Origin of the sequence: Collinsella sp. TF07-1 (assembly GCF_003437235.1) — a bacterium.
GTDB lineage: Bacteria > Actinomycetota > Coriobacteriia > Coriobacteriales > Coriobacteriaceae > Collinsella.
This window is the reverse complement of record NZ_QSRV01000010.1, coordinates 24,357-44,051: the sequence shown is the minus strand read 5'-3', so window position 1 is coordinate 44,051 and position 19,695 is coordinate 24,357. Positions and strand designations below refer to the sequence as shown.

The following is a 19,695-nucleotide window of genomic DNA, read 5'->3' as shown; positions in this document are numbered from 1 at the left end:
ATACTTGGTACCTCCGGTATCATGACGAACGTCACCTACGGCCTGCCGGCAATCATATGTTTACAACATCAAACCATATGGCAACCACTCGCGAGAGGAGTATCGGCGAACGGTGCATTTTTGCGTTCTATTGGCCAAACGTCAACGCGCGCTACGGCTCTTGCTCGACCTATTCAGATCTTGTCGCATACTACCGTAGATCCCCAACGCTTCCGCCCCCAAGAGATCATTTTTAGTACGTAAAGAAGCCCTCGCCCGAGCTTTCGCCCAGCTTACCTTCGTCGAGCATCTTCTTGAGGACGGACGCCATAGCCTTAAAGTTGTAGGGCATCATCATCTTCTTGAGCAGCGGGCTCACCAGGCCCGGGACCTTCTGATACTGCATGACGATGTTGTAGGCCGTCTGGATACCCACCGTGTCGAATACGCGGAACGGGCCCTTGGGGGCGCCGGTGCCCCGCGTCCATGCAAGGTCGATGCTCTTGGGGTCACTCACACCCGAAACATACAGGTCAAGGCCCGAAAGCAGCCACGGCACCAACATGGAATTGAGCAGGTAGCCGTTCTTTTCCTTGTTGACGGGCAGGGCAAGCATACGGATATCGTTGGCAAAGTCGACGAGCTCGTCGAAGTAGCGCTTGTCGGTTTGGTCCTGTGCCATGACCTCGGTCATGTTGTTCTTCCAGATGGAGTTGGCAAAGTGCAGCGACAGGTACTTCTCGGGACGGCCGGTGTACTTGGCAAAGGTGCTCGGCAGCAGCGTGGATGAGTTGGTCACGATGACGGTCTTTTGCGGCAGAACCGGGGCGAGCTTCTTGTAGAAGTCGATTTTTGCCTGAGTGTCCTCGGCCATAGACTCGATGACCAGGTCGGCGTCGGCCACGGCCTTGGCAAGATCGAGCTCCAGCTTGAGTGTGGAGTAGGCACGCTCGACGGCGGCGAGCGCCGCTTCCTTGTCGAAGGGCTGGGTGCCATCGGCGATACCGGCGCACCACTCGCCCGTGCCGTCCGCCATGCCCTCGATTGCCGCGATGTACTCCTTGCGCACGTGATCGATCTTGGGCTGGGTGCGGCCGATGCTGCCCTCGCTGCGCAGCCAAATCGTTACATCAAAGCCGCAGTAGGCAGCCTGAAAGGCAATCTGGCTTCCCAACACGCCGCTGCCGGCAACACAAACGGTCTTGTAGCTCATGGAACGGCCCTCTCTTACGTAATTCCATAGATGTGTATTTATTCAACCGTAAGGATGACGCGCGCTGGGGGTGGGTTCTATAAACGGGCGGTATTTCGCGGCAAACGGCTACATATGTTCATTATCTCAGGGGTTCCGAGGGCAGTTTTTGGTGCCACCGAGACGTCGTTTTCGGAAGTATGCGGCAAATTCCGAAACTCTTGAGCACGTCCTGATTTTCGCCAATAAAACCGCAGGTACAGAGCTTTGTCATATCCGGTGCGCTCGGCCTATTCAGATTTTGCCGCATACTTCCGAAATCTAAGTTCGCAAAGGGTGATAGTTGGGGCGTTTACGCAACATATGTCCAGCAAAAACGGGTGGTAGCCGGCACGGCTGCCACCCGTTTGTCTCATATCTAGCCCATAGCGGGCAAGCTACTTCTTAATGCCGCGTCCCAGACGCTCGGCGACCGACGCAACGGCTTCCTCGCTGGCCGGCTCGCAGCTCACGCAGCCGTCGTGGGCGCGCATCTGGCCGGTGACCTCGTCCATCGCGAGCGGCGCCACCTTCTCGAGCTTAAAGCCCTTGCCGGCGCGCATGTTCTCCTTGGCCACACTGATCATGAGCTTAATACGGTTGAGCTGGTTGACCTCGGACGCACCGGGGTCGTAGTCCACCGCGACAATGTTGCTCTCGGGATGCTGGCGGCGCAGCTCCTTGATCACGGCCTTGCCCACCACGTGGTTGGGCAGGCACGCGAAGGGCTGCGTGCAGATGATATTGGGCGCACCGTGATCGATCAGGTCGAGCATCTCGGCCGTGAGCAGCCAGCCCTCGCCCATGTTGTTGCACACCGAAAGCACCGTGCGGGCCTTGTCGGCCATGGTGCCGATGCGCTCGGGCGCCTCAAAGCGGCGGGACTTCTCGAGCATCTCCTCCACCGGCGTGCGCATCCAGTCCACCAGCTTGATGAGCGCCTGCATGCCCGCGCGCGTAGTGGGAGAGCTTCCCAGCTCGTCCTTCTGCAGCTCGGCGTTGCTCATGGAGTACAGGAAGAAGTCGAGCAGGCCCGGCACCACGGCCTCGCAGCCCTCGCGCTCGATAACGTCGACCACGTGGTTGTTGGCCGTGGGATGGAACTTGACCAAGATCTCGCCGACCACGCCCACGCGCGGCTTGGTGCCCTCGCCCACGAGCGGCATGGAGTCGAACGCGCGGATGGCCTCGCGGCACAGCTTGGTGTAGTTATGCCTGTTGAACTTGGGCGCCAGCTTGCGGGCGCGCGCCATGTACTCCTCGTAGAGTGCGTTCGCCGCACCGGGCGTTGCCTCGTACGGGCGGCAACGATAGAGCATCTGCATCATCACGTCGCCAAAGAGCACCGCGTAGACTGCCTGCTTAAGCAGCGCCGGCGTAATCTTAAAGCCGGGGTTGTCCTCGCCCAGCGCCACGGCCGAAAGCGAGATCACCGGAATCTCGGGGTGGCCGCTCTCGCGCAGGGCCTTGCGGATAAGCGCGATGTAGTTGGTGGCACGGCAGCCACCGCCGGTCTGGCTGATGACCACGGCTGTCTTGGACAGGTCGTACCGACCGCTCTCGATGGCCTCCATGATCTGACCCGTCACCAGGATCGACGGATAGCAGATGTCGTTGTTCACATAGCGCAGACCGGCCTCGACGGCATCGTGGTCAGTCGAGGGCAGCAGCTCCAGGTTGTAGCCGGCACCGCGGAACACCTCTTTGACCAGGTCAAAGTGGATCGGCGCCATCTGCGGGCACAGGATGGTGTAACCCTCCTCGCGCATCTGCTCGGTAAAGGGCACCTTGGGCCATGCGGTCGAGGCGCTCTCACGCTGCGCCTCGAACGTGTACTTGCGGCTCGCGAATGCGGGAGCATCCATGGAGGGTGCCACCGGCGCGGCGTCGCCCTGCTCGTAGGCCTCGCCCGCTGCCGTAGCCTCGGCCAAGCGCTCGGCCTCCTGGTCCTTGAGCGCCGCCATGAGCGAGCGGATGCGGATGCGCGCAGCGCCCAGGTTGGACACCTCGTCGATCTTGAGCACGGTGTAGATCTTGCCGCTGGCCTCAAGGATTTCCTGCACCTGGTCGGTGGTCAGAGCGTCCAGGCCACAGCCGAAGGAATTGAGCTGGATCAGATCCAGGTCGTTGCGCATCGTCACAAAACGGGCGACGGCATACAGGCGGCTGTGGTACATCCACTGGTCGACGACGCGAATCGGACGCTCAGGCTTTACCAGGTGCGCGAGCGAATCCTCGGTAAAGACCGCAAAGCCAAAGCTCGAGATAAGCTCGGGCAGGGCATGGTTGATCTCGGGGTCGTTATGGTAGGGGCGGCCGGCGAGCACAATGCCGTGGCCACCGTGGTCCTCGACCCACTTAAGAGCCTCCTCGCCCATGGTCTGGATGTCCTCATGGAAACGCGCATCGGCCTCAAAGGCAGCGTTGACAGCGGCATCGACCTCGGAGCGCGTGATCTTGGGCCCACGCACGCGACCGCGACCGGCTTGCGCATCGGCCACACGGTCGACGGCGAGCACCTGATACAGACGGCGCTTGAGCTCGGTCTTGTCGTGATAGGGCACAAACGGATACAGGAACTCGATGTTCTGCTCGCGGATCTCGTCGATGTTGAGTGCCAACGCCGTGGGGTAGCTCATGACGATGGGGCAGTTATAGCAGTTGCCAGCCGTCGGATCCTCCTTGCGCTCCCAGCGCACGCACGGCATCCAGATGAAGTCGACGTCACGGTCGATGAGATTCATCACGTGGCCGTGGCTCATCTTGGCCGGATAGCACACGCTCTCGGACGGCATGGACTCGATGCCCGCCTGGTAGGTCTTCTTGCTCGACTGGTCGGACAGCTGCACGCTAAAGCCCAGGCGCGTAAAGAACGCGTGCCAGAAGGGGTAGTTCTCGTACATGTTGAGTGCGCGCGGGATACCCACGGTGCCGCGCGGGGCCTCGTCGGGGCTCAGCACCTCGCGGTTAAACAGCAGCTCGTTTTTCTTTTTGAAGAGGTTGGGGGCTTCGGTCTTTTGCTTTTTGTGGCCGGCACCCTTCTCGCAGCGGTTACCGGTAATGAAGCGCCTGCCGCCGCCAAAGTCGTTGACGGTGAGCTGGCAGTTGTTGGAGCAACGGCCGCAGCGGACATGCTTTTGCGTCACGGTGAGGTGCGCGATGTCCTCGGCAGAAAGAATGGTCGAAATGCCATCGGCGCCGGCGCGATCGCGGGCGAGCAGGGCCGCACCGTAGGCGCCCATGCAGCCGGCGATGTCGGGGCGCACGGCGTGAACGCCGGTGAGCTGCTCAAACGCACGCAGCGTGGCATCGGACATAAAGGTGCCGCCCTGGACGATCACCTGACTGCCGATCTCCTTGGGGTCGCGCAGCTTAATGACCTTGAACAGGGCATTCTTGATGACGGAATAGGACAGGCCGGCCGCGATGTCACCCACCGTGGCGCCTTCCTTTTGCGCCTGCTTGACGCGCGAGTTCATAAAGACCGTGCAGCGGCTGCCCAGGTCGACGGGGGCCTTGGCATGGATGGCGGCGTCGGCGAACGCGCGCACGTCCATGTTCATGGAGACAGCGAAACTCTCGATAAAGCTGCCGCAGCCCGACGAGCAGGCCTCGTTGAGCATGATGTGCTCGATGACACCGTCCTTGACGCGCAGGCACTTCATGTCCTGGCCGCCGATGTCCAGGATAAACTCGACGCCGGGCAGGAATGCCTTGGCGCCGCGCAGGTGCGCAACGGTCTCGATCTCGCCGGAATCGGCCTTGAGGGCCTCGATGAGCAGCGCCTCGCCGTAGCCCGTAGTGGTCACGTGGCCGATGGTGCAGCCCGCGGGAATGTGGTTGTAGAAATCGGCCATGATGACCTTGGCCGTGCCTAGGATGTCGCCGTTGTTGTTGCCGTACCAGGTGTGCAGCAGCTGACCGTCCTCGCCCACGAGTGCGGCCTTCATGGTGGTGGAACCAGCGTCGATGCCAATGAACACGCGGCCGGTGTAGCCGTCGAGCTTGCCCTTGGGGACGACTTCCTGGTCGTGGCGGGTTTTGAACTCAGCAAAGTCCTCGTCGGTGGCAAAGAGCGGATCCAGGCGCTCGACCTCGGCACCCTGCGTGTCGCCTAAGCTGTCGATAGCCTCGATGAGCTGCGGGAACGTGCTGAGCTTGTTGGACTCGTGCGCCATGGCGGCGCCGCTCGCCACAAACAGGTGGGCGTTTTGGGGCACGATACGATGCTCCTCGTCCAGGTTGAGCGTGAGGTAGAAGCGGTGGCGCAGCTCGGAGAGATACCGCAGCGGGCCGCCCAGGAAGGCGACGTTGCCGCGAATGGGACGGCCGCACGCCAGGCCCGAGATGGTCTGGGTCACAACGGCCTGGAAGATGGAGGCGGCAACGTCTTCGGGGCGGGCGCCCTCGTTGAGGAGCGGCTGCACATCGGTCTTGGCAAAGACGCCGCAACGGCTAGCGATGGGATAGATGGTGGTGGCGTTGGCCGCGAGCTCGTTGAGGCCGCTCGCGTCGGTGTGCAGCAGGGTTGCCATCTGGTCGATGAACGCGCCCGTACCGCCGGCGCAGGTGCCGTTCATGCGCTGCTCGATGCCGTTGTCAAAGTAGATGATCTTGGCGTCCTCGCCGCCCAGCTCGATGGCGACATCGGTGGCCGGAATGAGGGTCTCGACGGCACGCTTGCTGGCGATGACCTCCTGGACAAACTCCAGGTCGAGCCACTGGGACAGCAGCAGGCCGCCCGAGCCGGTAATGGCGCAGGTCATCTGGGCCGTCGGCAGCACGGTCGCAGCACCCTCGAACAGGTCGCGGGCGCAAGCGCGGACGTCGGTGTGGTGACGCTGGTACTTGGCGTAGACAATCTGGTTGTCGTCGTTGAGCACAGCGAGCTTAACGGTGGTGGAGCCCACGTCGATGCCCAGGTGCAGGTTGCCGCGGGCGGCCTCGGGGTTGAAGATCGCGCCTTCGGGGGCGTGGACAGCGGTAGCGGCTACGGGATCTGCAGCGTTGGCCGCGGTTGCGTCAGTCGTTGCGCCGGCAACGAATGCCTCCCCCGCCGCGCTCTTAGCCTCGGCGACTTTCTCAGTGACTATCTCGGCAGCAGCGGTCGCCGCCTTCTGCGCGGCATCCGCCACGGCGGGCGCGGCCTCACGCGCGGCAGCGACCATACGGTCCTTAATGCCCTCGACGAGTTTGCTCATCTGTCTCTCCTCTTAGTTATGGGACTCAACGGACACGGCGGTGTCGACCGCGTCTTCGAGCTGCAAGTTCAATAGCTTCATGCCGTATTCCGGCACGTTGATATCGATGGGTTGGCCATACAAGTCGCCGGGACGCACAAAGGCGATAACCGTCATAATGCGTGCCATGGCCTCGGGCGATTCGGTGAGCCCACGCTCAAACCAGCGCTGAATCATGCCGACCTCGGCACTCACAACGTAGGTGACGTAGTAGTCAAAGAACGTACCCAGCGCTAGGCCCAAAATGCCCGTCTGCGCACGCGGCACCACAGCCTCACGCGCGGTGTCGATAATCCTTTTAATAAAGGCCTGGTCGCCGCCCGGACCCAGCAGCGCACCGATTAAGTCGCGGTTGGCCGCAAGATAACGCAGCAGATCAACCGAACCGGGCGCCGGCTCGAGCTCATCGATGTTGTGATAGAGATCGGGCAGCTGAGCTGCGGTGATGAGCTCAATGCGCTCACGGATCTCGGCCAGCAAGCCGTCCTCGATTTGATTGATAAAGTCGGGGATATCGCGGTAATGCGAATAGAACGTGCGGCGCGTAAGGCCAGCGCGCTCGGTGAGCGACGCGACATTAATGCGCGAAAGGTCGCCGCTTTCGGCAAGCTCGCTGGCAAGTGCCTGGCGAAGGGCACGCTGCGAGCGAAGGGACCGGCGATCGCATTTCTCGAGCTGGGACAAGCGTCCTCCTTGCTACTCAGCCTGTGCGCTATTGCACAGTGCGAGTATTATTGCACACCGTGTGCATCAACACATAAAGGCAATATTTTGATTGTGGCAAAGGGACTGTCTTTTTGTCACATTAGGTTGCGCTCAGCTTTTAGAAGCGACATTGCCGATTGTCCAAAATGTCATTCGTGGGTAGAATGGTGTCGACGGCAGCCCAAGTTCTGCAAAGCTGGGCAGCGCCGTTGCGTGGATTAAGGGGTCAACGCCTTAGCGGCGGCGACCCCTCTTTCGTTGCTTCGAGCGTTGCTTGAGTGCCTCGGAAAGTCCGATAAGCGTCGTAAGAAGCGAGACCAATGCGGTCAGGAGCCTCACGAAATCAATCAAATCGGTCATGGGCATCACCTCCCATCAGATGGAGGGCTCTGCCCGGCACATGGAACTGCCGCCAACAGCAACAATTCTATCAAAGCGCAGTTAAATATGCGAATATATGTTCGTGTTTAAAGAAGCTAGTCCCCACTGTGACAAAGGGACAGTCCCTTTGTCACATTATTCAATGATGGTGCGGGAGCTCTGCTTATGCATGGTGGCGAGCATGTGTTTGGGGACGGCGTGGACCATGCAGCTGCCGATAGTTGCGCTCGCAGCAGCCTTAGCTGCATCGCTAGCGTTTTTGGTCGCATAGCTGTGGCGGAAACGCTTGAGCATGGCGATGTCGTTGCCGCCGTCGCCGTAGACCGCGACCTCGTCCTCGGCAATACCGTAGTAGCCCGCCAGCCAGGCCACACTCTCGCCCTTGTTGCACGCCACGTCCGTGATCTCGAACATCACCGGATCGAACGGCGCGTTGACCACATGGTCCGAGCGTTCGGCAAGATAGGCCTTAAGGTCACGCTCCAGCTCGGGCGAGGTCACGCGACAATTGATCTTGCATACATCGTGGCGCAGGATGTCACCGATCGACTGGTCGAAATACTGCTCCTCGTGATACCCACCGCGCGCACGCATGCCGCGCATCACAATACGCTTGATGGGGCTGTCCTTTTTAAAGCCCGCCTGATGCATCTCGAACGAACCGCTCGAGTACATGCCATCGGGCGTGGAACAATCAAAGCAAATGTCCGGGAACGCCTTGAGCAGTTCCTCAGTGACCTGCGGATCGATGGTCCAAGTCTTGAGCACCTCGCCATGGCTGTCGCGCACGATGGATCCATTGGAGCAGCAGGCGTCAAGCGCCAGGCCCGTAAAGCCATGCTCGCCGATCGGCAACGTCGATCGTCCAGTCGCGGGAACCACGTGCAGGCCAGCCTCAGTCAGCTCGCGAATGGCGCGGCGGATGGTCCCATCCGCCTCGTGCAGGGCGTTCAGCAACGTTCCGTCTAAGTCACTCGCGAACATCTTGATCATGGACATGCCTCTCCTTCGTCTGCCCGATATTGTAGACGAAGGAGAGGCATGTCCAAACAATGCCGTCCCGGCGCGGCGTACCACCGCCTTCACAAATTCACGGTGCCCCAGCGCGTTAAGACAATCGCCGCAATCGATTTTTCAGCCGATAAAACAGAGCCGTCATCAACGTCAGCACCGCCAACATGGCTGCGAATACAATCGCCGGTGTCCATCGATCATATGCAGCCCCGTACGTCAATTGGCCGATAGGCGTTGCGCAGGAAAGGACCATGTAAACGACCGAAAGCACTTTTCCGCAGAGCTCAGTCGGCGCTGCCCGCTGAACAAACGCGATGATTTCAACCGACGCAATGCTTGCCCACACCATGACCCATGCCGAACCAACTGCAAACACGGCGAACGCACATACATCAGTGCCGCACAATAGCGCGACAATGATCGGCGCGACTCCAAAACAGATCATCGCAACATATCGACATATGCCATTGAAAGAAAAACGATGCGGCCAAATGCCGACCAAGCCACTGCCGGTAAGACCACCCAAGCCCAGAGCAACCTCAACTATCCCAACGCAGGACGATTGCATGCCGAGATGCTTTGTAACAATAATGGGAGCGCCAATCGTTAGCCCAACCAACGCAAGGTTCAAAACGGCCGCAAGCAAAATCACAGCGACCAATGATGCATTTTGCAACAGATACCGAATCGACTCCCGAAAATCGTTTCGGCATGTCGTGCGAGTCGCGCCGTCTCCCATCGTTTCAGATGAGGCATTTTGCTTGAGTACGCCACCAAACAACAGAGCTGAAATCGCAAACGTTACCGACGCGATTGTGCAAAGAGCATCGATGCCAAAGCACCCATAGACTGCCGTCCCGACCACAGGACCCAAGATATTGCTCACCATGGTCACCTGCGAAACCAATGCAGTGGCCCGCTCAACCTTCTTTTCACCCGCCATGCGCACCGTCTCAATTTGGAGCATTGGCTTTAGCAGCGATTGAACACCATATTGAACACAAAGTATCGCTACTACGACGACCGCAAGAGGCAACGAGCGCTTCATGGGGATAGACAGCAGTGATGCAGTCATCAGAGCAATGCCGAGGGCCACGAGGACCTCGCGATGTCTTCCCCTATCCGCCAAGATTCCGCCAGCCGGAGTTGCAAGTACGCCGGGTATGAACGCTATCGCCGCGACGACGCCATATAACGTTGACGATCCACTGCGATCGAACAAGTAAAGTGGATACGCAAAGCACAGCGCCGACAGCATCGAATACGTGCACAGCTGCGCAACCAGAAGTTCCGCGAGCCTGATTGACCGCACTGTTTTTGATTTCAACGAGACACCGACGTCTCTCAGCCCAGCCATAAGCCCACCCCCTATACATACCACTAGTATGTATTTAATGACTTGAAAAGGGCAGCCGTGGCTACCCTCACAAATCAATTACATACCGTTGGTATCTATATTACCACCCGGCGCAGTCCCATACGTCCCAAATCTGCGCCGTTGTCTGGAGCACTTCCTCGCCCAAATCGAGTCCCACCGCAGAGGCCATCTGCGCCAAACATTGAGCGCGAGCGAGCATTCGATCCTTGGGTTCAAGCGGACGAAACAGTGGCAGCAACCAGAGATTCGCCAGCAACGATACGGCCTCTGCCGCTTCGCGCGGGCATTCGCACGCAATGGATCCGTCGGCGATGCCCTCCTCGATCACTGGCAAGAGACAGCCATCGGCCGACTCGTCAAATGAGCCCTGGTACTGCATCGCCAGTAGGCGCGAGCTTTTTACCGGATCTGCTGCAGGACGCATACGTGCCCATAGCTCAATTTGTGGAACAACGGACTCGGGAGCGTACAGTCGCTTGAGCTTTTGGGCTCCGGTCATATTACCGACGCCAAGCATCGAGCGGCGGCGCTCAACAATCGGAGTCATCGCCCGATCAAACGCGGCGTTGAAAATCTCTTCTTTGCTCTTGAAGTGATGATAGACAGCGCCCTTGGTCATGCCGTCGAGACGGTCAACGATATCTTGAATACTCGTCCCCTCATAACCCTGTGCGCAGAATAGCTCCAGTGCCGCGTCGAGAATCTTCGCGACCGTCTCCTCGGGATATTTATTGCGACCCATAATCCGCCCATCCGCAACGCAAGTCTTGTGCCTCATTGCAGCATTTTAACGTTGCGGATGGCAGACGGTCGATTCTACACCGCGGCCGGGCCGTGTTCGCCGGTGCGAATGCGGATGACTTCTTCGACCGGCTCGACCCAAATCTTGCCGTCGCCGACGGCACCGGTGCGAGCGGCGTTGCAGATAATGTCAACGATACCGTCGACATGCTCGTCGGCGCAGATGAGGGTGAACTGCACCTTGGGGATCGTGTTGACGAGCAGCTCGTTGCCGCGCACGTATTCCTTCCAGCCATGCTGCGCGCCGCAGCCCTGCACCTGGTTGATGGTCATGCCGCGAACATCGGCAGCAAACAGCGCGTCTTTGAGAACCTCAAGCTTCTCAGCACGAACGATCGCCGTAATTTTCTTCATAGTGAATTCCTCTCAATAATCAACGTATCCCTTTACATGAGACGCGGGTTTCCCAGGTGCCGTAAACCAACCTCAGAGATCAAAAAAGTTCAACTGACTGGTCTTAGCAGGTTTCCCAAGTGCCGCAGATTGCCGTGAAAGAGGAGCGAAGCGTACTTAAGTACGTGAGCGACGATTGAACGGCAAGGTGCGGTGCTTGGGGAAGCTGCTAATCGAGTCCGGAGAATGAGGGGTATGCGCTCTCGCCGTGCTGACTCGCATCCAGGCCCAGCGCCTCGTCGGCCTCGTCCACGCGCAGGCTACCGTGGAACAGCACCTTGACCACCGCGGCGACCACCAAGTCGAGCACCAGCACAATAACGACCGTCACCACAATGCCCAGAACCTGCGAGACAAGCAGCGACACGTCGCCCGTGTAGAACAGGCCGCCCTTACCGGTCCACGAGAGCTCCGGCACGCAGAACAGGCCCGTGAGCACACCGCCCAAGATGCCGCCGATACCGTGGCAACCGAACGCGTCGAGCGCATCGTCGTAGCCAAACTTGGTCTTAAGATGGCTGATGGCCAGGTAACAAACGGGCGAGACGATCAGGCCCATGACCAGCGCTGCCCACGGCTCGACAAAGCCCGCACCCGGCGTGACCACCACAAGGCCCGCAACCAAACCGGTGCTGGCACCCACCAGCGTGGGGCGACCGGTGTGCACGCGCTCGACGGCAAGCCACGAGACCATGCCCGCCGCGCTGGCCGTCACGGTGTTGAGGATGGCGAGCGCCGCCACGGCGTCGGCCTTAAACTCGCTGCCGCCGTTAAAGCCAAACCAGCCAAACCAAAGCAGGCCGGCGCCCAGCGCCACAAACGGCACGTTATGCGGACGGTAGCTCATCATGCCAAAGCCGCGACGACGGCCGAGCATTAAGCAGAGAATCAGGCCCGTGAGACCGGACGAAATGTGTACCACGTCGCCGCCGGCAAAGTCGAGCGCGCCGATGATGTCGCCGATAAAGGAACCCTCGCCGCCCCAAACCATGTGGGCGAGCGGCGCATAGACCACGAGCAGCCAAATGCCCAGGAAGGCCGTCATGGCACCAAACTTAACGCGGCCTGCCAGACTGCCCGTAACGATAGCGGCGGTGATCATGGCAAACGCCATCTGGAAGGCGATGTTGATGATCTGAGGGTAGACGGCACCATCCGTAGCATTGCCCTCGGCCGCCTGCAGCACCTGGTTGAGCACCGGTAGGCACTGCAACTGGTCAAGGCCTCCAATAAACGGGCTGGAACCGTCGCCGCCGTAGGCCAGCGACCAGCCAGCAACAATCCACAGCACACCAACCAGGCCAATGGCGCCAAAGCACATAAGCATGGTGTTGATGACATTTTTGCGCCTGGACAGGCCGCCATAGAAAAACGCCAGACCCGGTGTCATTAAAAACACGAGCATGGTGCAGATGAGCATAAACGTTGTCGATCCCGTATCGTACATTCGCTCCCCCTTGGTCGCATGAACGTTGTCGGCGCTCATGATGCGGCCGAGGGCCAACTGGTGTAGACCAGATACGGCGTTGTTAAACGCTGCGTTGTCGAATGGAAACGGTGCCGCAATCTTGGAAACGGCACGGCAACGGGCGCGAAACGAACGGGAAATACGCGAGCAAGGAAGCCGTGAGCGCGCCCGTCCAGGCTAGCGGCGGAACAGCTCGCGGGCTCGGTCGCGGAGGCCGGTAGCTCGGATGATGCCCTCGTAGCGATTGATGCGCAGACGCGGGAAGGCGTTAAAGAAGCGTAGGTCGCGGCGGCTGAGTGACACACTCGGCACCGGACGGCTCATGCGCTTGCCGGCAAGGCGACGACTGAGCGACGGACGCGGCATGCTCGGCGCGGCATCGGCCACGCGGCGGGCGGCAAGCGCCAGGCCGCGAGCGCCATCCGCGATAAACGTCGGCATCGAAGCCTTCTCGCGCAGGGCATCGAGCGCGGCGTCACCCAGCTCGGCCAGCCACGCGTTAACGGCACGGCTACGGATGTGCGTCTGTGCCACCGAGTCAATCGTAGAATCGGGAATACGTTCGAGCATTGAGTCCGAGGCATCGGCAAGCGACTCATTGATGCGGTCGGCAAGGTCGGCCCGGACGCGCTCCAGCTGATCAGACAGACGCCGCCAGCTCGCCAACGAGCACACCGCGTCGACCATCATCGCGACCGCGACGATAAAGGCGGACAGCCGCACAATCAGCACCGGCAGATGGCCAAGCAGCCCCAGCAATGCCGGCTCCACTAAACGGCAAATGCACAACGCACCCAAGCCAAACGCGCAGGCCCAGTACAGACAGATGCGTCCGTGCAGGTTAAACGGCAGGTGCGAGTAATCCCAAAACCGGGCACCCGTCGTTTTTTCCAACAGCACGCCCACGCTATATTCGATCACGCTGCATACGAGCGCGGCAGCGACAAACTGGCTCGAGGCGTCTGGGATTCCACGCAGCAGCAACCAGCACGCAATGCCGCCCGCACCGTAGATGGGACAGCACGGCCCTAGCAAAAAGCCGCTGTTGGCAAAGCGTCCGTGGTTGAGCATGGCGCAGACTGTCGACTCCCATACCCAGCCGCAAAAACCGTAGAAGGCAAACGAGAGTACCAGCGCCGAGAGCGGACAGGCGGCAAGCGTCGCGCCGTCAAATGCCATGTCGATCGCGGTTCCCACCGTCTACCCACTCCTCTTTTCGTTCGATTCTTTGCTCGAGCCGTCACTCGGGCCCTCGTTCAAATCGTTCGCGCCGCCTTTGCGCGGCAGACGGCCGGCAATCGTCTCGCGCAGTGCGCACCATTTATCCGCCAGGCACACAATCCATGCCTCACGACACGTCGGCGGCACCGGTACCAGCGGAAACATATGCCGTACGATAATATTCCGCTCGCGCGGCGTCAGCTCAAAATCTTCCTCCGCACGCGCCAAGGCAAAAAACGGGTGACGAAAGCCATGCAGTCGATGGCTTGGGTCGGGATCGTGCCAGTCATAGAGAAAGTAATCGTGCAGCAGGGCCCCGCGCAGCAGCGATAAGCGGTCGACGGAGATACCGACGCGGCCCAGGCGCTCGGCAAAGGACAGACTTGCCCGCGCTACCGAGGTCACATGCGTATAGACCGTCACATCGCCATGTTGGATAAACTCATGCATCAGGTCCAAGCGGCCCGCCTGGGCAAGCTGACGGGCGGCATCGTCGACCTCGCGCGCGATTTTCTCGGCACGAACGGTATCGGACATGCGGCCTCCTTCCGGCGGCGCTCGGCGGCAAGCCGCGGCCTGCGCGCAATGAATAAAATCATCATCGAATTTACCAGTATGGCATCGGACAAAACGTTTTGCCCCACCAGTTGGCGAATTACCGCGCCGCCGTCACATATCAAACGCCAAAATGTGCGAGACTGTCTTGTGCAATTGTGCCGGCCGAGGGAGTGCCGGCGCACGATTCGCATGGAGTAACCCACAACGATGCTGCTTACGCAAACGACAACGCCCGAGGACGTCAAGGCTCTCGATCGCGCCGAGCTTCCGCTGCTCTGCGGCGAGATCCGCCACGCCATCCTCGAAAGCTCCGCCGCCGTCGGCGGGCACGTTGCCCCCAACCTGGGCGTCGTTGAGCTTACGGTTGCGCTCCATCGCGTGTTTAACTCCCCCATCGACAAGATTGTCTTTGATGTTTCGCACCAGACCTACGCCCACAAGGCGCTGACTGGGCGCGCGTACACTTATATCGACCCGGCACGCTACGGCGAGGCCTCTGGTTTTGCCAATCCTGACGAGTCCGAGCACGACCTGTTCGCCATGGGCCACACCTCCACGTCGGTGAGTCTGGGCTGCGGCTTGGCGCACGCTCGTGACCTGGCGGGCGATGCGTACAACGTCATCACCATCATTGGCGACGGTTCGCTTTCGGGCGGTCTGGCGTTTGAGGGCTTTAACAATGCCGCCGAGCTCGACAGCAACCTGATCATCATCGTCAACGATAACGACCAGTCCATCGCCGAAAACCACGGTGGCCTGTATCGCAATCTGGCCGAGCTACGCGCCAGCAACGGCACCTGTGAGCGCAACGTTTTCCGCGCGATGGGGCTCGACTACTGCTATCTGGACACCGGCAACGATGTGTTGGCCCTGGTCGACACGCTGCAGGAGCTGCGCGATATCGATCATCCCATCGTGCTGCACGTCTCCACCACAAAGGGCAAGGGCTTTGAGCCAGCCCAGAGCGACCCCGAGCGCTGGCATCATGTGGGTCCGTTTGACATGGCGACTGGGCGCAAGCTCTGCCCGGGCCATCCGAGCGAGCCTGCGCCGCGCACCTATGCCGACATTACGGGCGAGGCGCTCAGCGCCGCCATCGAGCACGATCCGCAGGTCGTGGGCATCACGGCCGCCACGCCCTACATCATGGGCTTTACACCCGAGCTTCGCGCCGCCGCCGGCAAACAGTTCGTCGATGTGGGCATTGCCGAGGAGCACGCCGTGACCTTTGCCACCGCGCTTGCGCGCTCGGGTGCCAAGCCAGTCTTTGGTGTGTACGGCACGTTTTTGCAGCGCGCCTACGACGAGCTGTGGCACGACCTGTGCCTCAACGATGTCCCCGCAACCATCCTGGTGTTTGGCGCATCGATCTTTGGCACCACATCCGAGACGCATCTTTCGTTCTTTGATATTTCTATGCTGGGCGCTCTCCCCAATATGCGTTACCTGGCGCCTTCCTGCATGGAGGAATACCTATCCATGCTGAGCTGGTCGCTCGACCACCGCGAGCATCCCGTGGCGATTCGCGTGCCGGGCATTGGCTTGGTAAGCCGCCCCGATCTTGCGCCTGCCGAGGACGCCGATTACGGCGCCGTTCGTTACAACGTGGTGTGCCAGGGTCGCGACGTGGCCGTGCTCGCGCTTGGCGATTTCTTTGAGCTGGGCGAGCGCGTGGCAAACCGTCTGACTGCCGAGTACGGCATCGAGGCCACGCTCGTCAACCCGCGCTATGCAACCGAGCTCGACCGCGAGTTCCTCGACAGCCTTGCCGCCAAGCATCGCGTTGTCGTCACCCTCGAAGACGGCATCTTGGACGGCGGCTGGGGCGAGCGCGTCGCGTGCTACTTGGCCTGCACGCCCGTGCGCACGCGCACCTTTGGCATCGCCAAGGGCTTCCCCGACCGCTACGACCCCAACGAGTTGCTCGCTCAGAACGGCATGACGGCCGAGAACATGGCCGCCGAAGCCGTTAGGCTACTTAACGAGTAAAAAACCTCCGCAAGGGAAGCACCCCTGCGGAGGTTTTTATTTTCGCGCGCGATTATCTCAATCTGTAACATCTAGGGCCCGAATTCCCGTCTAACTGTTACAGATCTAGACAAACCGTCTTTGCCCCTGACCTTTGTCTCAATCTGTAACAGATAGAGACCTTTTGGCCGTCTAACTGTTACAGATCGAGACATTCGAATTCCCCTGAAGAGAAAATCTCAATCTGTAACAGTTAGAACCCATTTCCTCGTCTACCTGTTACAGATTGAGACAAAGCAGCGAGACAGGCCACCACATCTGCAAGAACCACCACAAAGGTGCCTGTCCCTTTATGGTAGGTAGAATAACCCATAAGGTAAGTATGTTTCTGAGTTATTTCGTGTTGACCCATTTGAGCGGGATAGGGTATAACTCTACTCAACCGCTAGGGATTTTATTGAGAAAGGTGTTCTACCATGAGCAAGAACCTCTCCCAGCAGGTCGTTCTCGACCGCCGCGGCTTCGTTGCCGCCACCTTCGCAACCGTTGCCGGCCTTGGTCTTGCCGGCTGCTCCGACACCAGCGCCGAGGCCGACAAGGGTTCCGCCGTCGGCTCCTCCAAGAGCTCCGAAGATACCGAGGCTTCCACCATACTCGATGCCAAGGCATTCGACAAACTCGTCGACAACGGCCCCAAGGCCGATGACGACGCCATCGCCGCCAGCACCTGGGCCACGGCCGTCAAGGACGCCGGTGTCTTTAAGATCGGTGGCGTTCAGACCTCCACACTTTTCTCCCTCCTCAACGAGAAAGACGGTCAGACCCGCGGCTTCGACGCCGGTATCGCACAGCTCCTGTCCAACTACATTCTGGGCGAGAACAAGGTCGAGATCACCCAGGTGACCTCGGACACGCGCGAGTCCGTCCTGCAGAACGGCCAGGTCGACGCTGTCTTTGCCACCTACACCATCACTGACGAGCGCAAGAAGCTCGTCTCCTTCGCCGGTCCCTACTACTACACCCAGCAGGCTATCCTGGTGCTCGCCGACAACGACGACATCAAGAGCGTCGACGACCTGGCCGACAAGAACGTCGCCGTCCAGTCCGGCTCCAACGGCCCCGCCATCCTGGAGGAGTTCTCCCCCAAGGCCAGCCAACAGGAGTTCAAGACCGACGAGGAGGCCCGCCAGGCACTTCAGCAGGGCCGCGTTGACGCCTACGTCATCGACAACAACATGCAGCAGAGCGCCCTGGTCCGCGAGCCCGGCAAGTACAAGATTGCCGGCAAGCCCTTCGGCAGCAAGGAGCCCTACGGCATCGGCCTGCCGCTCGATTCCGACGGTGTCGCCTTTGTCAACGACTTCCTTAAGAAGATCGAGGACGATGGCACCTGGACCGAACTGTGGCAGATCTGCATTGGCGACCGTACGGGCGACACCAATGTTCCCGAGCTGCCCGAGATCGGCGCCTAGGCAGCGAGCCTAGTAACGGCCGCTACGAAACCATACGGAAACGCACGATGCGCTTTATTGCGCTAAACTGTTTCCTCACTGAGTTGTCGGGGCTTCCGTACACACGGGAGCCCCTTTCCTTACCGGCGGGAGGTCCGCATGAGTCTCTCCGAGCTCTGGTCGCTCTATGGCCAGAACTATATCGACGCGCTGCTAGCAACCTGGGGCATGACGCTTGAGTCGTTTGCCATCGCCATGGTGCTGGCCGTCGCCGTCACCGTGATGCGCGTGTCGCCGCTCAAGCCGCTGCGCGTCTTTGGCGACCTGTATGTCCAGGTCTTCCGTAACATCCCCGGCATCGCGCTGCTCATTATCGTCGTCTATGCGCTGCCCCCGCTCAAGGTCGTCCTGCCCTACCGCACCTGCGTCATCGTCGCCACAGTGCTCTTGGGTTCTGCCTTTGGCTCCGAGAACTTTATGAGCGGCATCAACACCGTCGGTGTCGGCCAGGTGGAAGCCGCCCGCTCGCTGGGCATGAGCTTCAGCCGTATCCTCGCCAAGATCGTGATTCCGCAGGCGCTGCGCTCGAGCGTGCTGCCCATGACCAACCTCTTTATCGCCGTCATGCTCACCACCGCGCTCGGCAGTCAGGTGCCGCTTAAACCGCAGGAGCTCACCGGCGTGGTGAGCTACATCAACACGCGCTCGCTCGGCGGCGTCGCCGCGTTCTTTATCTCGGCGCTCGGCTACCTGGGCACGGCCTTTGTGGTGAGCCACATTGGCAACTATATCGATAAGAAGGTGAGGATCCTCCGATGAGCAAGCGCTCCACCTCCGCGCTCACCATGCGCGATGCGCTCTACGAGGCTCCCGGCCCCAAGATGCGCGCCAAGATTCGCGTCGGCACCGCCATCTCACTTGTTGCCGTGGCCGCGCTCATCGCTCTGGTACTGCAGCGCTTTTATGTGACCGGCCAGCTTTCGGTCCATTACTGGTACTTCTTTACGCACCTCACCACCTGGAAGTTCCTGCTTGCCGGTTTTGAGGGCACAGTAAAGGTCGCGCTCACCGCCGGCGCCATCGCGCTGGTACTGGGCTTAGCCCTCATGCTCGGCCGTACCAGCGACATCAAGCCGCTGCAGCTGGTCTGCCGCGTGCTCACCGATTTCTTCCGTGGCGTGCCGAGCCTGCTGTTCATCTACTTCTTCTTTTTGGTGCTGCCTCAGTACAAGATTTCACTGCCGTCGTTTTGGATGCTCACGCTTCCCGTCGCGCTCGCTGCAGCCGGCGTACTTGCCGAGATCTTCCGCGCCGGCGTCAACGCCGTGCCGCGTGGTCAGGTCGAGGCAGCCCAGGCGCTCGGTCTCTCCAAGGCCAAAATCACCTTTAAAATCGTATTGCCCCAGGCGATTCGGTTTATCATTCCGTCGTTGATTTCGCAGCTCGTGGTCGTAGTCAAAGACACCACCGTCGCCTATGTGGTGAGCTACCCCGACCTCATGCAAAATGCCCGCGTGCTCATCACCAACTACGACGCGCTCGTATCGGTCTATCTGGTGATCGCGGTCATCTACATCCTCATCAACGTCGCGATCAACAAGGCCGCTGTCTACGTTTCGCACAAGACCGGCGCGACCATCATCCGCTAACGCTTTACCATTTCCAGTCATAAGGAGCCGAGCACCATGGCACAGAGCACTTCTACTTCTGGCAACCAGCCGCTTATCGAGCTCAAGCACGTCGATAAGCACTATGGCGATCTGCACGTCCTCAACGACATCAATCTCTCGGTCGACCGCGGCGAAGTCGTCGTCGTGATCGGCCCCTCGGGCTCGGGCAAGTCGACCATGTGCCGAACCATCAACCGCCTGGAAACCATCGACTCGGGCGAGATCCTCATCGAGGGC

15 protein-coding genes are annotated in these 19,695 nt (G+C 60.1%); 5 read left to right on the top strand and 10 right to left on the bottom strand.

The features are described 5' to 3' along the window. Window positions 1-232 precede the first annotated feature (232 nt). From DXC67_RS05515 to DXC67_RS05470, 10 genes are all read right to left on the bottom strand, one after another. Window positions 233-1,192, bottom strand: a complete 960-nt coding sequence (locus DXC67_RS05515) for a 3-hydroxyacyl-CoA dehydrogenase (RefSeq protein ID WP_117637649.1) — start codon at window positions 1,190-1,192, stop codon at window positions 233-235. A 416-nt stretch (window positions 1,193-1,608) separates the two neighbouring features. Further along, on the bottom strand, window positions 1,609-6,411 hold the full coding sequence (locus tag DXC67_RS05510; RefSeq protein ID WP_117637648.1) for a 2-hydroxyacyl-CoA dehydratase: 4,803 nt from the start codon (window positions 6,409-6,411) through the stop codon (window positions 1,609-1,611). 12 nt (window positions 6,412-6,423) lie between these two features. Then, window positions 6,424-7,134 (bottom strand): TetR/AcrR family transcriptional regulator, encoded by a 711-nt coding sequence (locus DXC67_RS05505; RefSeq protein WP_117637647.1) that lies wholly within the window; start codon window positions 7,132-7,134, stop codon window positions 6,424-6,426. 537 nt (window positions 7,135-7,671) lie between these two features. Then, window positions 7,672-8,535, bottom strand: a complete 864-nt coding sequence (locus DXC67_RS05500; protein ID WP_233503174.1) for an HAD-IIB family hydrolase — start codon at window positions 8,533-8,535, stop codon at window positions 7,672-7,674. Window positions 8,536-8,644: 109 nt separating this feature from the next. Then, the gene (locus tag DXC67_RS05495) at window positions 8,645-9,907 is read right to left on the bottom strand and encodes an MFS transporter (RefSeq protein WP_117637646.1); all 1,263 of its coding nucleotides are present in this window, start codon (window positions 9,905-9,907) and stop codon (window positions 8,645-8,647) included. A gap of 100 nt (window positions 9,908-10,007) precedes the next feature. Further along, entirely contained in the window at window positions 10,008-10,670 is a 663-nt protein-coding gene (locus tag DXC67_RS05490; RefSeq protein WP_158551295.1) for a TetR/AcrR family transcriptional regulator, read from the bottom strand. 74 nt (window positions 10,671-10,744) lie between these two features. Then, window positions 10,745-11,083 (bottom strand): P-II family nitrogen regulator, encoded by a 339-nt coding sequence (locus tag DXC67_RS05485; RefSeq protein WP_117629936.1) that lies wholly within the window; start codon window positions 11,081-11,083, stop codon window positions 10,745-10,747. A 208-nt stretch (window positions 11,084-11,291) separates the two neighbouring features. Continuing rightward, the gene (locus tag DXC67_RS05480; RefSeq protein WP_117637644.1) at window positions 11,292-12,569 is read right to left on the bottom strand and encodes an ammonium transporter; all 1,278 of its coding nucleotides are present in this window, start codon (window positions 12,567-12,569) and stop codon (window positions 11,292-11,294) included. A gap of 198 nt (window positions 12,570-12,767) precedes the next feature. Continuing rightward, window positions 12,768-13,787, bottom strand: a complete 1,020-nt coding sequence (locus tag DXC67_RS05475) for a putative ABC transporter permease (RefSeq protein ID WP_233503173.1) — start codon at window positions 13,785-13,787, stop codon at window positions 12,768-12,770. A gap of 3 nt (window positions 13,788-13,790) precedes the next feature. Continuing rightward, window positions 13,791-14,348 carry an HD domain-containing protein gene (locus DXC67_RS05470; protein WP_117584135.1) on the bottom strand — a complete coding sequence of 186 codons (558 nt, stop codon included), beginning with the start codon at window positions 14,346-14,348 and terminating at the stop codon, window positions 13,791-13,793. 228 nt (window positions 14,349-14,576) lie between these two features. Between DXC67_RS05470 and DXC67_RS05465 the strand changes: the two genes are divergently transcribed. The 5 genes from DXC67_RS05465 to DXC67_RS10595 all read left to right on the top strand — a co-directional run. Next, window positions 14,577-16,358, top strand: coding sequence for a 1-deoxy-D-xylulose-5-phosphate synthase (locus DXC67_RS05465; protein WP_117637643.1), 1,782 nt, complete (start codon window positions 14,577-14,579; stop codon window positions 16,356-16,358). A 455-nt stretch (window positions 16,359-16,813) separates the two neighbouring features. Then, window positions 16,814-17,809 (top strand): glutamate ABC transporter substrate-binding protein, encoded by a 996-nt coding sequence (locus tag DXC67_RS05460; RefSeq protein WP_117637642.1) that lies wholly within the window; start codon window positions 16,814-16,816, stop codon window positions 17,807-17,809. Between the two features lie 138 nt (window positions 17,810-17,947). Further along, window positions 17,948-18,607, top strand: a complete 660-nt coding sequence (locus tag DXC67_RS05455; RefSeq protein ID WP_022094657.1) for an amino acid ABC transporter permease — start codon at window positions 17,948-17,950, stop codon at window positions 18,605-18,607. Then, window positions 18,604-19,437, top strand: a complete 834-nt coding sequence (locus tag DXC67_RS05450; protein WP_117637641.1) for an amino acid ABC transporter permease — start codon at window positions 18,604-18,606, stop codon at window positions 19,435-19,437. Before DXC67_RS05455 ends, DXC67_RS05450 begins: the two co-directional genes overlap by 4 nt. A 36-nt stretch (window positions 19,438-19,473) precedes the next feature. Beyond that, the coding region (locus tag DXC67_RS10595; protein ID WP_233503172.1) for an ATP-binding cassette domain-containing protein at window positions 19,474-19,695 on the top strand (222 nt) is incomplete at its 3' end.

Bases quoted from the DNA above. Each gene is read 5' to 3' on its own strand.
- DXC67_RS05515 (WP_117637649.1), bottom strand. From the start codon at position 1,192: ATGAGCTACAAGACCGTTTGTGTTGCCGGCAGCGGCGTGTTGGGAAGC.
- DXC67_RS05510 (WP_117637648.1), bottom strand. From the start codon at position 6,411: ATGAGCAAACTCGTCGAGGGCATTAAGGACCGTATGGTCGCTGCCGCG.
- DXC67_RS05500 (WP_233503174.1), bottom strand. From the start codon at position 8,535: ATGTCCATGATCAAGATGTTCGCGAGTGACTTAGACGGAACGTTGCTG.
- DXC67_RS05495 (WP_117637646.1), bottom strand. From the start codon at position 9,907: ATGGCTGGGCTGAGAGACGTCGGTGTCTCGTTGAAATCAAAAACAGTG.
- DXC67_RS05490 (WP_158551295.1), bottom strand. From the start codon at position 10,670: ATGGGTCGCAATAAATATCCCGAGGAGACGGTCGCGAAGATTCTCGAC.
- DXC67_RS05485 (WP_117629936.1), bottom strand. From the start codon at position 11,083: ATGAAGAAAATTACGGCGATCGTTCGTGCTGAGAAGCTTGAGGTTCTC.
- DXC67_RS05480 (WP_117637644.1), bottom strand. From the start codon at position 12,569: ATGTACGATACGGGATCGACAACGTTTATGCTCATCTGCACCATGCTC.
- DXC67_RS05470 (WP_117584135.1), bottom strand. From the start codon at position 14,348: ATGTCCGATACCGTTCGTGCCGAGAAAATCGCGCGCGAGGTCGACGAT.
- DXC67_RS05465 (WP_117637643.1), top strand. From the start codon at position 14,577: ATGCTGCTTACGCAAACGACAACGCCCGAGGACGTCAAGGCTCTCGAT.
- DXC67_RS05460 (WP_117637642.1), top strand. From the start codon at position 16,814: ATGAGCAAGAACCTCTCCCAGCAGGTCGTTCTCGACCGCCGCGGCTTC.
- DXC67_RS05455 (WP_022094657.1), top strand. From the start codon at position 17,948: ATGAGTCTCTCCGAGCTCTGGTCGCTCTATGGCCAGAACTATATCGAC.
- DXC67_RS05450 (WP_117637641.1), top strand. From the start codon at position 18,604: ATGAGCAAGCGCTCCACCTCCGCGCTCACCATGCGCGATGCGCTCTAC.